This window comes from Oceanirhabdus seepicola (assembly GCF_023684385.1).
Classification (GTDB): Bacteria; Bacillota; Clostridia; order Clostridiales; family Clostridiaceae; genus Oceanirhabdus; species Oceanirhabdus seepicola.
On record NZ_JAGSOJ010000002.1, the window covers coordinates 333,575 to 348,783 of the forward strand.

Genomic DNA, 15,209 nt, shown 5'->3' on the forward strand with positions numbered 1-15,209 from the left:
AATGAAGAGTTATGCCATAGAGATATTTTTTAATAATGAATTTGACGAATATGTAAGAGGAATGTGGAAGAGACTTCATGATAATAATATATCTCATTTCATGGATTCAATAGATGGTGTTGTTCCTCATATAGCATTATCTGTATATAATGATGTTGATAGTGAAAAGTTAAAAGAAGATTTCAGTAAATATATAGAAAAAGATTTTCGGAGCTTTGAGTTATACTTTGATACTATTGCAATGTTTAAGGCAACAGATGTTATATATACAAGAGCAAACATAAATACTGAAATATTTAATCTGTTTATGGATGTCAAAAAGGTCTTCGAAAATCATAGTAGAAATGAGAGTGTTTTTTATTCTCCAGAGAGATGGAATCCCCATTGTACACTAGGAAAGTTGAAGGGTGATGAAAGGATTGGAGATGCATTTCAATTCTGTTATGATAATTTCGAACCTAAGAAGGTGAAAGTTTGTGAGGTTGCACTTATTGAAATAGAGTTTGAGGAAGATAAGTGTTTGGTTTGTAGGACATTGAGCTCGAAGAAATTCGTGTAAGTTAATATGATGATTTAAAACTGTGGTTGGATTTTATTTATAAAATCTAATCACAGTTTTTTTATTATTAAGGAAATTGAAAAATTTTCTTAATAATAAAAAAATGAAGGGGTTGTAGGGGAAGTATTTCCCCTACCGGTTTAAGGAGGGGGGTCAGCAACGTTAGTTGCGTCGAGGGGAACCATAGGGTTCCCTAGCGAAGCGCGAAGCGCCTTTTGCGATAATAAAAGAGCGATATGTTACAAATTTAAGTAACTCATGAATGGTGAAAGTAAATCGAATAGTTAAACTAAATTAATAGTTATCAACAGTTAATAGATAAAAAGCAGAAGTTATTAACAGATTTAAAATAAATATGTGGAAATTATCAGACAATTGTGGATGTTTTTAAATATGTAATCAGAATAGAACTTAAAAAGAATAAGTTGGTTATTTTTGAATACGCATAATTATAGGTTTTAATTATAGCAACATAAAATCAACGTGCATAAGATAATATATGAAGGTCAGGAGCGAAGTTCAATTACATAAGAAATAAAATCTATCACAAGGAGGAGTATATGCTAAATACGGTTTTAGGAGTAATAGTTATATTACGAGGAATATGGATTATCGTTGAGACCATAAGAAACATAGAAATTATTAAAAATACTAAAGGAACACTATTCGGTATCGTACCAAATGAGTATGATGTTGTTGATAAGAAAAAATACTGTATGGTTATAGGTTTGCAGAGGGGCTCAATAGCAGCTGTCATGATAATCATAGGAATACTAATGAGCATGAGCACTACATTAAGTGAATTAATTTTACTTGCATTAATACCTTCCGTGAGTACATTAATCACTTTTGGTGTTAGGAAGCGTAACAAAATTAAATAATAAGTTGGAAAGAGATTTAGGTCTCTTTCATTTTTTATTCTTTAGGAAATTGAAAAATTTCCTAAAGAATTTATCACATGTAATGTTGCTTATATCAACGGGGTGCATGTTTGTGTAAAATTGTACCAGTTCAATTTCTAAAGAATAAAAAAATGAAGGGGTTGTAGGGGAAGTATTTCCCCTGCCGGTTTAAGAAGGGTGCTCAGCAACGATAGTTGCGTCGAAGGGAAACGTAGGTTTCCCTAGCGAAGCGCGTGCAACGCGCCTTTTTTATGTATTAACTAAAATTGCCTGTAAATACAATAAACTGTATAATAGAGATAACTTAAAATAAATGATAGAATCAGATAGTGCAATAGAGCTTTGGGAGGATAACTATGGATATAAATGTATTAGTAGTTGATGATGAAAAGGAAATTTGTGAACTCATTGAGATCTATCTTGAGAAAGAAGGATACAATGTATTTAAGGCGTATGATGGTCTAGAGGCTGTTAACATAATAAGAAAAGAGGATGTAAATTTAGCATTGATAGATATAATGATACCTGAGATAAATGGATATAAGGTAGTGAAGAAAATAAGAGATGGTGGAAAGATTCCTATAATAATGATATCTGCAAAGAGCGAACCACAGGATAAAATATTAGGATTGGATTTAGGGGCGGATGATTATATAACTAAACCATTCAATCCTCTAGAACTTGTTGCAAGGGTAAATGCCCAGTTAAGGAGATTTTATGAATTCAATGAGGTAAAAACAGAGCAGTCGGTAGAAAAGATAATTAAACATAAGGAGCTTACTTTGGATACTGGAAGATGTCTCTTGTTAAAAGGGGAAAAGGAGATAAATTTAACATCTAAGGAATTTAAAATAATGGCCATGCTTATGAGAAGGATAGGACAGATATTCACTAAAAAGCAGATATATGAAGAGGTGTGGGAAGAACAATATTTTGGTGAAGATAATGTGATAATGGTACACATGAGTAAGTTGAGAGATAAGATAGAAGATATTCCAAAAGAACCGAAATATTTAAAGACAGTAAGAGGTCTTGGATATAAGGTTATGGATTAGGTGGTTGATATGAAAAAGAATAATAAAAATCTAAAAAGTATCTTTTTAAAGAATTATGTGTTTTTGGTATTGGGTATAATCTTAGTGGCGGTAATAGCAGGTTCAATGCTTATGTTTCTATTGATAAATGTATTTAAATATGCAAAAACTGATGATATACCTAGATTGACAGCACAACAGATAGTGAGACCCGATTATGAAAATATAGATGGTGAACTTATAATGGAATCTAAGGGTTGGATAGAAATATTATACAATAATCAAGTGATCCATGTTATCGGGGAAAAACTTCAGGATAATATGAATTACACACAAAAAGAACTGTTGGATATGCTAAGTAACAACGGAATTAATAGGGTGCAAGAAAAATTCAGTGCTACAGCCACAGAGTTTCAAGGGGTTGATGGAAAAACATATACTTGTCTCGTAATAATTCCTATAGAGCTTAACAAGATAAATTTGGGACTTGGTTCAGAATATGATGGGACAGATATAAATAGAAATATGTCATTCTACGGAAGATTCATATGGTTATTCTTTATAGTAGGAATAGTATTATTAGTGTTAATATTTAGTAGGAGATTGAATAAGAAGATACTAAGTCCACTTGAAAAGCTCTCAGAGGGGATAAAGGATATAGATTTTGATAAATTGAGTAAACCTATTGAAATTCATGCACCAAAGGAAATTGAATATATAAAGGATTCCATAAATGATATGACTAAGAGATTGGTTAAAGAGAAAGAAGTTAATCATAGTATTATGGAGAACAAGAAGAGGATGATAAGGGATATTTCACATGATCTTAAAACTCCAATAACTACAATACAGGGGTATTCAAGACTGCTTATTGATGATGATAATATTGATGAGGTTAAAAAAAAGAAGTATCTTGGATATATCCATGATAAATCAATTAGGTTGAATTATCTAATAGAATCCCTATTCAATTACACTAAACTAGATAGTGGAGATTTTGTTCTTAAGAAAGTAAAAGGCGATATGTGCCAATTCTTAAGAGCGTTTTTAGTGGCTAATCACGGAGATATTGAGAGCAGAGGATTTGAACTTATAGCAGATATTCCAGAGAGGGAGATAATACTGAGATTCGATAGGTTCGAGATGGAGAGAGGTCTTAGTAATTTAATTGGAAATGCCCTCAAGTATAACCCAGAAGAGACAAAGATAGAGGTGTCTCTAGCAGAGGATGAGGAGAATATCACTATAGTCATTGGGGATGATGGTGTTGGTATGGATGAGTATATAAAAGAAGATATTTTTAAGGAGTTTACAAGAGGAGATTATGCCAGAAGAACAGATGGTGGAAGTGGACTTGGTCTTGCTATCACTAAAAAGATAATAGAATTACATGGAGGGGGAATAAAATTAGATACGAAGAAAAATAAAGGATCAAGATTCACTATGATAATTCCGAAGAGCGAAGTGTATGAAGTTAAGGTAAGAAAAAAATAAGAAATGCGAGAAATTAGTAATCGACAAGCCGGGGACGGTTCATTAAAACTTCTAAAGTTTTAATGAACCGTCCCCGGCTTGTCTTTTTTCTTAAGGTTATCTTAAGGAAAAACTTAGGGGAAATTCACATTGGATTTATGGTGATGAAAGGAATGGGGAGTATTATTAGTAATATAAGAAATGAATAAATTAATTGATATAAAAATATAGTGACATATTAAAAAAAAGATAAGGAGGGGATGAGATGGATACAGTTTTAAAATTAAGTGGTGTTCATAAGACGTTTAAAAATAAGAAGGTTATAGAAGGGCTCAATATGGAGGTTAAGAAGGGAGAAATATATGGTTTCTTAGGAGAAAATGGTGCAGGAAAAACAACCACATTAAAGATGATAATGGGTCTCTTGAAAGTAGATAAAGGAAATATAAACGTATTGAATAATGAAATGAATAACAAATCAAGAAAGATATTTTGTAGGATTGGGGGGATAATAGAGGCGCCAGTATTCTATGATGATCTTAGTGGTCTTATGAATCTTAAGTTACATGGTAATCTATTTGGAGGATTCAAGGAAGAAAAATATATGGAACTATTAGAACTAGTAGGTATCAAGGATAGTGCAAAGACCAAAGTTAAGAAATACTCCCTTGGGATGAAACAAAGATTAGGAATAGCAAGAGCTCTTGTGAATGATCCTGAACTTTTGATATTAGACGAACCGAGTAATGGACTTGACCCTAAGGGGATGAGGGATGTAAGAGAAATTCTAAAGAAGCTATCCAAGGAAGGGAAAACAATAATAATTTCATCTCATCTTCTAGGCGATATAGAAAAGGTATGTACTAAGATAGGAATTATAGCAAGAGGGAAGATTGTAAGAGAAGGAAGTGTTGATAAACTACTAGATGAGAACAACAATGAGAATCTAGAAGAATATTTTTTAAAGTTAATAGAGGAGGTTTAACACATGGGTGCGATTATAAAGAATGAATTGATTAGAATAATACATGACAAGAAGATATATATATTCATGGGTATTTTAGCTGTAATTGCTATAGTGACGGCTGTTGGATTAGAGGGTTTAGGAAAAGTGGCTGAGAAGACTATGGAAAATGGAAGTAGTTCTCAAGTGATGGGGGAAGAGGTTTCAGTAGAGATTGCATTGATGAATACACAAAACTATCCACGAATTCTTTTAGGATTTGTAATAGATTTTGTATTGCCAGTAATGATTGTGGTTCTTCTTGCTGAAATCATAACAGGAGATATAGCTGATGGAAAGATGAGATATACCTTAGTAGGACCAATCAGTAGATGGAAGATAATTTTAGGAAAAAGTATGGCGGTTATGACTATAATAATGTTTTTGATGGGATTTATGCTAATAATCTCATATATATCTGGTAATGTATTTATGAAAAGTGGGATGTATGCAACTGAAAATGGAACATTACAGGGAGTAAGTGCTGTGCTTCACACATTAGGAGTGTATTTAAAAAGTTACATGGTGTTAGCGATATTTACAGTTACTTTCACGCCGATATGTCTTTTGTTAAAAAAAAGAACAAGCATGATTATGGTATCAGTAGCCATTATTATAGGATCAACATTTGTACAGTTTTTATGGAAAGATGTATCTAAATACATCATAACAACATACTTTAAAGCATTTACTAGTATGGTAAGTAGGAGTATTAGGATAGAAGAGGGAATAATATTCTTTGTCTATGTAGTAATATCTGTTATTTTAACTGTAGTTGTGTTTAATAGGAAAGAAGTTACAGAATAGATTAAGATGTTGATTATAAAAAATAATGGAGATGAAAATAATGAAAAATAAAGATATTAAAATTACACTAATATTTACTCTCATAGGTATTGTTATTGGAGCATATTCAGGAATATATCAAATGTTATCAGTTCCAGAGGAAATGAAACAACAGACAATATCACAGTTTGGATCTATGGGTGCGTTAATAGGTATAAATATATTGATGTCAGGAATATATGCATTTATTGCAACTTTTTTAGGAGTAAAACTTGCAAGGAAAGTAAATTTAAAGGTACTGCCTCATTTTGACAATAAAGGCATGATTTTGGCAATAATATTAGCTTTATTATCAGCATTTATAATAGTTGCTTCTGATAAATTTATATTTTTTTCTTATTTACCAGTACAAACAACTTCATACAAGTTTTCCTTAGGGTATCTTCTATTTGGAGTTTTATATGGTGGAGTAATTGAAGAATTAATGCTTAGATTATTTTTCATGTCATTGATTGTTTTCATACTTTGGAAACTTTTTGCAAGGGGAAAAGATAGAGAAAATATACCTAATATTATCTATGTAGTAGCTATATTTATTGCTACACTTGGATTTGCAGCAGGGCATCTTCCTATTACCTCACAGATGTTTGGCTTGTCTACACCAATTATAATAAGATGTATTTTATTAAATAGTGTTGCTGGTATTGGTTATGGATACTTGTACTGGAAGAAAGGACTACCATATGCAATTTGTGCTCATATGTTAACCCATGTTTTTATGCAGCTTGTGTTTGTTCCAATGTTATACTAAGTGAATAAAAGTTTAACTGTAGTTCTGTTTAATAAAAAAGTTACAGGAGTGATAATATGAATTTAGATTTAAGATTAATTTTACCATTAGTAATTATTCAAGGTATATTAGTTTTAATTGCAGTGATTGATTTAATAAAACGTGATAAGTCAGCTGTTAGAGGTGGTAATAAACTTATATGGATTCTGATAATTCTATTTGCTTCAATGGTTGGACCAATTATTTATTTAACTGTAGGTAGAACAGAGTAGTTATTGAAAGATGGGTGAAAAAATGAAAATTATTAATTGTGAAGGATTATCTAAAAAATATAAAGATAAAAAAGCCTTAGAAGATATAACATTTAGTATAGAGGGAACAGGATGTATTGGTTTCTTAGGGGCAAATGGGGCAGGTAAAACTACCACAATGCGTATTTTAACAGGACTTGCAGCACCTACTTCAGGTAAAGTAGAGGTTGTAGGGTACGATGTAAGTAAAGATATTAATAAAATTAGAAAAGAATTAGGTTATTGCCCTCAAACACCAAAATTTTACAACTATATGACTGGACAAGAATGGATGAATTGGGTTGGTTCTATGTTTGATTTAGACAAAGAAACTATAAAGAAAAGAAATGAAGAGTTATTAAAAATGTGTGGAATCTGGGAAGCAAGAAATAGAAAAATCGGTGGATATAGTGGGGGGATGAGACAACGATTGGCAATAGCACAAGCACTCATTAATAACCCTAAATTACTCATACTTGATGAACCGGTTTCAGCACTAGATCCTATGGGACGTTATGATGTATTAAAATTAATAGGGAAATTGAAAAATAAAATGACAATATTTATGTCAACACATATTATAGACGATATTGCTAGAGTTGCAGATAAAATTGTAATAATTGATAAAGGGTCTGTAATACTATCTGATTCTATGAATGAAATAATGAAAAAATATGCAAAACAAATTATAGAATTTAGTATTGAGCCAACAGATAAAAATATAGTAAAGATATTAAATAATAAATCATGGGTATCTAAGATAGACGTGGATGGAAGTAAATTTAAAATTACTACAAATCAATTTGAAATAGCGCGTACTCAGTTGCTTCAATTAATCATAGATGAGAAATTAAGTTTAATCTCATACGGAGTGAGTGGTACTTCATTAGAGAATGTTTTCTTAAAGGTGGTGGGCAATTAATGAAACGATGTCCAATGTTGGTTAAAGAAACAAAAGAGTTATGTAAAAATTATAAAATATTAATTATGCCTTTAATATTTACTTTGTTAGCGTTGATGCAACCAATAACAATAAAGATGCTTCCAAATCTATTAAAGAACTCAGGTGATTTACCCAAAGGTACTGTAATTCAAATAGCTGATCCTTTAGTGAGTGATGTTTTAAGTGGATTATTAGGTCAGTTTGCTCAATTGGGTATTATCGTAATTATATTGATGGTCATGGGGACAATTGCTGGAGAACGTTCCTTAGATATAACTGCAATGGTATTGGTGAAACCAATAGGACGAGCGAAATATTATTTTGCAAAAATCTTCACCTATTCCGTATTAGTAATTTTCAGCACTTATATTGCTCTAGTTGTTAGTGCGTATTATACTGAAATAATCTTTGGTGAAATAAGTTGGGCACATATACTTTTAGGTACTACAGTTTATTTACCTAATTTACTACTAGTTATTGCGGTTGTGATATTTTTCTCAAGTTTCTTTAAAAGTCAAATGGCAGTAGCTGGTGCAGCATTTATTTCATACATTCTTTTTAGTACAATTCCACAATATTTAGGTGAATTTATAAATTCTATTTCACCAAATAAATTAAGTGTTTGTGCAAGTAATATATTAGTAGGTGGAAATAATGTTGAATTCTTAAAACCAGTATTAGGGGTAATGGGATTGTCCATAATATTAGTATTATGTGGATGGTTTATATTTAGGAAACAAGAAATTTAAATACTAGAATATATTTAAGAAAGAGTGTCATACTCTTCTTTTGTTTTAATAATTAATTGGCAGGGACAAGTGATAAGCTTTTAGTAAAGAAAAAGTGAAAGTATAATAAATTCTTACAATCATCAAAATCAAGAATTCATGATATAATATGAATAGTTATTAAATCAAATCAGATAGAGAAAGTGGAGTATGGAATATGAAAGATAATGAATTACTAGAATTACTAGAATTAGATTTTGATGAGAGTATAATTGAGAGACTAGAGAAAATTAAAAACAATATTTCAGATTTCTTATTAATAGAGAGTCCGTTCATAGATTATTTGACAATGGTTGATGAAATATTTGAAACTGAAACCAAATATCTGTCATGATGAAGTTAAGGCATATGAAATAAAATAATAAGACAATAAGACAAACATAAGAAAGAGCATAGACTCTTTCTTTTTTTGTTGTATTAATTTAGGTGTGGAATATGAAAGTGAACTTATGGTACTTGATTAGATTAATCTGGTTAGAGGGACAAATGAATATGCTAAAGTAATTCCATTACTCATTATTATGGAAAAATCAGAGACTTTACAAGAAAAAAAAGGTAAAAAATCAAATTTATCCGGTGCACATGAAAATGTGCACCGAATTTCAAGTTTATGGAGGTTTGTGCTATAATATTGATATGTGGTGTACAAGTTGTTGTGCACCATGTGGGAAGTGGCTGTATAGGCGGCTTGATGAGATTGGACTAAGAGAACCAAGGAGGAAATTCGATGATTGAATATAAGGTATCGAAGAGTAAAAATAAAGGAAGAAAGAGTTGGAGCATTAATTTTTATCACCCAATGATTATAGATGAAAAGACAGGTAATCTTGAAAGAATAAGAAGAGGTACAGGGATAGAAGAAGAAGAAAAGGTCGATTTGATAATTGAGGACCTACAAAAGCTTATAAACGATATCAGTTATCATAATAGCGCTAAGAGGGAAGTTGCAATAAAACAAGGGATAAATGAAAAGGCAGTTGAGATATTTTATAGAGATATTTATATTAATAATAGCCATGAATATGAGAGGATAAGAGAGGGATACATCCCAATAGATCACCTAAAAGCTCATAAGCGTATTGATATTGAAGGATTTAGTGGGGCGGGTAAGACTACGTTGTTAGAACAATTATTAGGGTTAGACTTACAAGGGGAGAAGATTCTAGCAACTTCAACAAATAAGACCACTATTTCAAACAAAGAATTTATTGTAAGTAATGAGAAGGATTACAGTATAGTTTGTATTTTTAAAGAGAAGGCAAAGATAGAGAAATATGTAAAAGAATTAATTGAAGGAGCCATTTTAGAGACCATAAAGAATAGTACATATGATGTTATAGTGAGGAGTTTCCTAGAGACAAATGATAGAGAATTTAGGTTGAATTATATATTAGGGAACATAAGTACAAAAGATAAATCCATGGAATCTAGTGGATATATGAGCAAAATAACTAAATATGAGAAATTTGAAGAGGATGGAACTGAAAATAATGAAGAGTTAGAAGTGTTATTAACCGATATAATAAGCTATTCAGAAGGTGAATGGAGAGAGTACTTAAAAAATGAAGATGTAAATATAGACAAACTATCTAAAAAAAGAAGAATGGGATTAGAGATTAAGTTCATTGAGAAAATCATGAAGAGGGATTGGTGTCTGGAGTTTGTTGAAAAAATAATGAGTTTGATAAATACTGTTATACATAGAGTTCTAGGTGATAATTTAATATATAAAGAAGTGAATAAGAATGGGTGGATAGATTTCATCTTCGCAGAGAAATTGGATAGAAAATCTTGTTTAAAGATACTAGAGAGTGTGGCTTCTAATAAAAAGAATTTATTTGGACAAATTATAACTCCGATAGTTGAAAGTATAAGAACTAAAGGACCTTTTATACCAAGGTTTATTGAAAAAAAAGATGATTATAAATTTATATTTTTTGATGGTAGAGGATTGGATCATATATTAAAAGAGGCCTTCAGTATTCCTCCCGAGATAGATGAAAAATTGAGAAAAGCTGATAAAATATTATGGGTTAATGATGCTTCTAAGGGTATGAAATACGATGCTGAGAAGTTTTTTAATCATATAGAGATTTCAGGATATACAAGCAAACTTTATATGGCATTCACTCATTTTGATAAAATTCAGGGAGATAATTTTTATGGAATAGAGAGTAAAGTTCATCACATAGTTGGAAATATGAATCAAGTGCTAGAATTGTTAGAGGGTTCAAAAGTGGAAAACATAAAAAGGAATTTAAATGATAAATTATTTTTTTTAGAAAACTTGCACAAAGAAGTCAATAAAGACAGTGATTCTATGATTATTGAAGAGGTAAAAGACTTGATTCATAAATTAAAGTCACCAAAACAACAGGGGACTCTGTATAGTGAACCATTAAAATATTATGAGTATTTATTTCCTATTGACCTAATAGAATCTACTAAGAAATATAATGAAAGGTGGGATGCACTTTTAGGTTTTATAGAGGATCAAAGTATAAAGGCTCTCCCAGCGCAGAATGTAAAAGCATTATCAAGGAGATATGCTGAATTAAATAGCTTATCCTATGACGGATTAAGCCCAGTTGGAGATATGCAAAAATATTTATTAGAGTGTATATATAAATTAGTAACTAAACCTAATTACTTTCAAAAGGATTTCTTTATATCAGAAGAAAATAAAAGTGAATTGGTTAAGATTATTATGGAAAAAATGAGTGAAAAAATCTATGATGTGTGCAAAGAGAGAATATTAACATTAAATAGACAAACTGAACTATGGTATAGAGCGTATCATCTAAGAAGAGGAGAAGGTGCTACTGAATTAAGAGCAGAAGATATAAAAGAAATTAATAGATTCGCAATGCCTAGTTATAACATATCTGATGAAAATATTGAGATTAAAAGATTCACTAATCACTTAATAAAAGAGGTTTTACAAGTTGTATTTGAAGAGGTAAATAGAAAATATAACACAAATATTATTTTCGAATAGGACGATACTATGTATAATTTTTATCTAAAGGATTCCTAAAAATGTATATATTCATATAATAATAGTATATTAGCAATGGAATATGAGAGGTAGTTATGAGAAATTTAACAAAAAAAATAGTATTATTAGCTGTAGTATTGTGGGTAGTTTTTGCTTATATATATAGAAATGATATTACTGATAGTACTTTCGATTCAGAAAAATTTGAAATTGAGATGAAAGCAAAAAACTATGAATTCCAACTAATTCATGTTAAAAAAGATTTTCTTCCAACTACAAGAAAAAGAATGGTAATCGGAGAGGAAGCCATAGATATCTACTTATATAGTAATAATAAAAAAATGGAGAAAGATGCAAAAAACATTGATAGTGGGGGATGTGAATATACTTCTACAAGTATTTTTTCGAAAAGTGTCAACGTATCTTGGGTTTCAGAGCCGCATTTTTATAAAAAAGGAAAATTAATTGTTCTGTATGTTGGTACAAATGAAAAAATTATTTCTGATTTAAAAGATATATTTGGGGAACAATTTGCGGGAATGAAATAAAAATAAGAAAGAATGAGTTGCTACAAAACAGTAGCAACTTTTTTGTAGCAAAAATTTTTGAAAAGCGTCAAAGAATCTATAAAAACTTTTGGGATTGCATGTATCCTTGTGAGAGTAATTATAAAGTGGATTATATAATTTACTTTTCAATTTCATAATCCATAGTAGGCATAAAATGACCAAGAGTTATAGTTTTGAAATTCTTGTGATTTTTTATTTGATTTATAAGAGTTATTTCTGATTGTATATCTTCATGAAATAAATCCTGATTATTAAAATCATATAGGAAATAATCATCTTCATTTATTAATGTGGTTACTTCAATAGAAATTTTACTAAATGTTTTAGCGAGTACTTTGAAGCAAAATCTCTCATATGATAAGGAGTTTTTTAAGTTTTTTATGTCTCCAAAAGTGTAAGAATCTAAGTTGACTTCTAATACAGGAATAACATTATTATAAGAACTAAATCTATTCAATGTATTTGAATGATGATGAGTTTGAGTATTTATGTTAGGTGCAGATAGAAAGAAAGTGTTATCCTTTTTAAAAGAAATTATTTGTTCAATATTATCAAGTATATTAGTTTTTTCTTCTTTAGAATCATTGTCTTTTATAATCTGTATGAAAGGGGCAATATTATTGCTGAATTCTTGATTTTTTAAAGCTCTTAATTCTTCATCCATATTGAAAACCATTGGTACATATTTCATTGGAAATCTCCTTATACTTAATAATTGATTATTAATATAATCTATGATTTTAATTTGATACAAATGAGTGAGGAGACAAAAAAAGAAATACTTAGGTATAAGACTCATTTTCTCTTATGAATTGTTCTTGAGCGTAATTGAATGGAAATTTATGATAAAATATATAAATAAGGTTAAGTTAAAACAACGGGGGGATTAGTTATGAAATACAATAGTTTTGATGAATTAGAGGTGGCTTACTGTAAACTTTCAGATAATGAAAAATTTAAAGAAGCTATAGAGTTATTTGAAGAGGGGTTAAAAACACTTCCTAAGGAAGAATATGAAAAGAAATTTTACGATATTATGACGGAAAAATGTTGGTTATATTGCAATGATGGAAGGTTTGATGAGGCTGTAGAGACATTCTCAGATCTTATTGATAAGGGGTATATCTGTACTATAGATTGGAATTGGGATGAATTGAAAGGTCATGAGAAATATAAAGAGTTAGAAGAGAAGAATGAGCGGATGAAGATAGAAGCTCAGAAGAATGCAAAGTTTGAGTATGTTGTTCATGTTCCAGAGGGGTATAGTGAAGATAAGAAATATCCACTATTCTTTAGTCTTCATGGAGACGGAGATAATATTAAAGGACACGAGAGATACTGGAAGCCTGAGTGGCTTACAAAACGAGGGTTTATTGTTGTATGCCCACAGTCATCAAAGGTGCATTACCATGAGGGCTACATATGGATAGATAAGGATTTCTATGCTGAATCAATTGAAACAAGAAAATATCCTTATACTTATGGGGCTATGCATGATGAGTTTAAAGATTGTTATGATACAATCTGTGAACAGTATTCTGTTGATGAGGATAATGTAATAATTGGAGGATACTCAGGAGGATCTGTGGCTTCAATTGATATTACAATATCCAATTTAATTCCTGTTAAAGGTGCAATTCCTCTATGTTCATTTAAGCCAAGAAGCTTCACTGAAGAGAATGTTAAAGGTGCTCTTCAGAGAGGAGTAAAGTTTGTATTTATGGATGGACAAAAGGATGTACCAATGGAAGAGGTGGATGAAATGATCTCTGAATTAGAGGGGCATGGAATTCCATACGAGTACTATATTAATGAAGGAATAGGTCATATGTATCCAGAGGATTTAGAAGAGAAATTAGATAGAGCTTTGAGTTTTATAATGAAATAATAATAAATAATAAAGGAGGAGATGCTATTCGGAGTATTTCCTCCTTCTTTATTATGCAAAGGTTTGGGCTAATATTATATTTGATAATATATCCCATTATTATATAATTTAGTATAATGAAAAGTATGGGGAAGAATGTAAAATGAATTATTATGTTTTTTAAAACTTGGTTATGTATTCAAGTGAAAGCATATGAAGAAGGGGTGGATATTTTATCATATCTGATAGAGAGAAAATATTTGTGTCCATTGCACTGGGGCTTGTTCAAACCATTAGAAAAACAGGTTAGGTTTGAAAAGTTAAAGGAGCAGAATGAATTGTTAAGAAGTCAACTGCAGGAAAAATCAGAGTATAAATATGAGGTATTCTTACCAGAAGGATATACTAAAGTAAAAAAATATCCAGTGTTTTTTACCTTACATGGAGATGGGAAAAATATTGAACACCATAAAATGTTTTGGAAACCAGATTGGCTTTTAAGTGAAGGATATATTGTGGTGTATCTGCAATCATCACAAGTATCAATATATGAGGGGTATTTATGGATGGGGAAAAGGATGTACCTATTCAAGATGTTGAGGAAATGATTCAGGAATTTAAAAAACAAGGAGTGCCTTATGAATATTACATAAATAAGGGGATAGGACATTGGTACCCAGAAGATATAGAGGAAAAGTTAGAGAAGGCATTGAAGTTTATTATGGAGCAATAGCGTTTTTTATAGAAGAAAATATTTTAATAAGAAAGCATCATGATGGATTATTAATAAGGAAATCCATCATGATGTTTTAAAATTATGTGTTAGAAACTTAAAAAGTTGAAATTGTTCATAATATTAATAATATTATGAAATGTGCGAATAATGAAAAGGATTTATGGGTGAAAAGTTAGTTATTTATTTAACTAAAAAACATAAATGGGTATGCGCATGTTGAAATCTATCAGAGTATGTTGTTTATTTGGGGGGCATAATTAACAATGCAGAAATAGCTAAAAGGAATTTCTCAAAATAATTCTTTTATTAGATAATTTAAATATTAATGTTCAATATATTGATATATAAGGGGTTAGGGAAAATGATTTTTAAAAATTCAGCAAATGCCATAATTGAGAAAAGTATAAATTATCAGAATAATTAAAGGGGAATAAGGTAAAAAAAATACTGTTATTTTCTTAACAATAAGTC

At 30.3% G+C, this 15,209-nt stretch carries 17 protein-coding genes; 16 read left to right on the forward strand and 1 reads right to left on the reverse strand.

Going from position 1 to position 15,209, the window contains the following annotated elements:
• Position 1 precedes the first annotated feature (1 nt).
• The 13 genes from KDK92_RS09225 (at position 2) to KDK92_RS09285 (ending at position 12,114) form a co-directional block, all read left to right on the forward strand.
• Complete coding sequence (locus tag KDK92_RS09225; RefSeq protein ID WP_250858955.1) at positions 2-559, forward strand: 2'-5' RNA ligase family protein; 558 nt, start codon at positions 2-4, stop codon at positions 557-559.
• Positions 560-1,119: 560 nt separating this feature from the next.
• Entirely contained in the window at positions 1,120-1,440 is a 321-nt protein-coding gene (locus KDK92_RS09230; RefSeq protein ID WP_250858956.1) for a hypothetical protein, read from the forward strand.
• Positions 1,441-1,817: 377 nt separating this feature from the next.
• Positions 1,818-2,516 carry a response regulator transcription factor gene (locus KDK92_RS09235; protein ID WP_250858958.1) on the forward strand — a complete coding sequence of 233 codons (699 nt, stop codon included), beginning with the start codon at positions 1,818-1,820 and terminating at the stop codon, positions 2,514-2,516.
• A 9-nt stretch (positions 2,517-2,525) separates the two neighbouring features.
• A complete protein-coding gene (locus KDK92_RS09240) occupies positions 2,526-3,989 on the forward strand; it encodes a HAMP domain-containing sensor histidine kinase (protein ID WP_250858959.1) in 1,464 nt (487 codons plus the stop codon).
• 244 nt (positions 3,990-4,233) lie between these two features.
• Positions 4,234-4,953 (forward strand): ABC transporter ATP-binding protein, encoded by a 720-nt coding sequence (locus KDK92_RS09245; RefSeq protein WP_250858960.1) that lies wholly within the window; start codon positions 4,234-4,236, stop codon positions 4,951-4,953.
• Positions 4,954-4,956: 3 nt separating this feature from the next.
• Positions 4,957-5,778, forward strand: a complete 822-nt coding sequence (locus KDK92_RS09250; RefSeq protein WP_250858961.1) for an ABC transporter permease subunit — start codon at positions 4,957-4,959, stop codon at positions 5,776-5,778.
• Between the two features lie 40 nt (positions 5,779-5,818).
• Positions 5,819-6,568: a CPBP family glutamic-type intramembrane protease gene (locus KDK92_RS09255; protein WP_250858963.1), complete on the forward strand. Its 750-nt coding sequence runs from the start codon at positions 5,819-5,821 to the stop codon at positions 6,566-6,568.
• Positions 6,569-6,624: 56 nt separating this feature from the next.
• Positions 6,625-6,819, forward strand: coding sequence for a PLDc N-terminal domain-containing protein (locus KDK92_RS09260; RefSeq protein ID WP_250858965.1), 195 nt, complete (start codon positions 6,625-6,627; stop codon positions 6,817-6,819).
• Between the two features lie 22 nt (positions 6,820-6,841).
• The gene (locus KDK92_RS09265; protein ID WP_250858966.1) at positions 6,842-7,759 is read left to right on the forward strand and encodes an ABC transporter ATP-binding protein; all 918 of its coding nucleotides are present in this window, start codon (positions 6,842-6,844) and stop codon (positions 7,757-7,759) included.
• A complete protein-coding gene (locus KDK92_RS09270; protein WP_250858968.1) occupies positions 7,759-8,529 on the forward strand; it encodes an ABC transporter permease in 771 nt (256 codons plus the stop codon). The genes KDK92_RS09265 and KDK92_RS09270 overlap by 1 nt, the downstream gene beginning before the upstream one ends.
• A gap of 196 nt (positions 8,530-8,725) precedes the next feature.
• Positions 8,726-8,902 carry a hypothetical protein gene (locus KDK92_RS09275; protein ID WP_250858970.1) on the forward strand — a complete coding sequence of 59 codons (177 nt, stop codon included), beginning with the start codon at positions 8,726-8,728 and terminating at the stop codon, positions 8,900-8,902.
• 393 nt (positions 8,903-9,295) lie between these two features.
• Positions 9,296-11,566 carry a hypothetical protein gene (locus KDK92_RS09280; RefSeq protein WP_250858972.1) on the forward strand — a complete coding sequence of 757 codons (2,271 nt, stop codon included), beginning with the start codon at positions 9,296-9,298 and terminating at the stop codon, positions 11,564-11,566.
• Between the two features lie 95 nt (positions 11,567-11,661).
• The gene (locus KDK92_RS09285; RefSeq protein ID WP_250858974.1) at positions 11,662-12,114 is read left to right on the forward strand and encodes a hypothetical protein; all 453 of its coding nucleotides are present in this window, start codon (positions 11,662-11,664) and stop codon (positions 12,112-12,114) included.
• A 139-nt stretch (positions 12,115-12,253) separates the two neighbouring features.
• Here the strand turns inward: KDK92_RS09285 and KDK92_RS09290 are convergent, their stop codons facing one another.
• Positions 12,254-12,826 (reverse strand): hypothetical protein, encoded by a 573-nt coding sequence (locus KDK92_RS09290; RefSeq protein WP_250858976.1) that lies wholly within the window; start codon positions 12,824-12,826, stop codon positions 12,254-12,256.
• A 201-nt stretch (positions 12,827-13,027) separates the two neighbouring features.
• Here KDK92_RS09290 and KDK92_RS09295 point away from each other — a divergent pair, with 201 nt between their 5' ends.
• The 3 genes from KDK92_RS09295 to KDK92_RS09305 all read left to right on the forward strand — a co-directional run bounded on the left by KDK92_RS09295 (position 13,028) and on the right by KDK92_RS09305 (position 14,735).
• Positions 13,028-14,023 (forward strand): alpha/beta hydrolase, encoded by a 996-nt coding sequence (locus KDK92_RS09295; RefSeq protein ID WP_250858978.1) that lies wholly within the window; start codon positions 13,028-13,030, stop codon positions 14,021-14,023.
• A 152-nt stretch (positions 14,024-14,175) separates the two neighbouring features.
• On the forward strand, positions 14,176-14,610 hold the full coding sequence (locus KDK92_RS09300; protein WP_250858980.1) for an alpha/beta hydrolase: 435 nt from the start codon (positions 14,176-14,178) through the stop codon (positions 14,608-14,610).
• Positions 14,565-14,735, forward strand: coding sequence for an alpha/beta hydrolase (locus KDK92_RS09305; protein WP_250858982.1), 171 nt, complete (start codon positions 14,565-14,567; stop codon positions 14,733-14,735). Before KDK92_RS09300 ends, KDK92_RS09305 begins: the two co-directional genes overlap by 46 nt.
• The last annotated feature ends 474 nt before the right edge of the window (positions 14,736-15,209 follow it).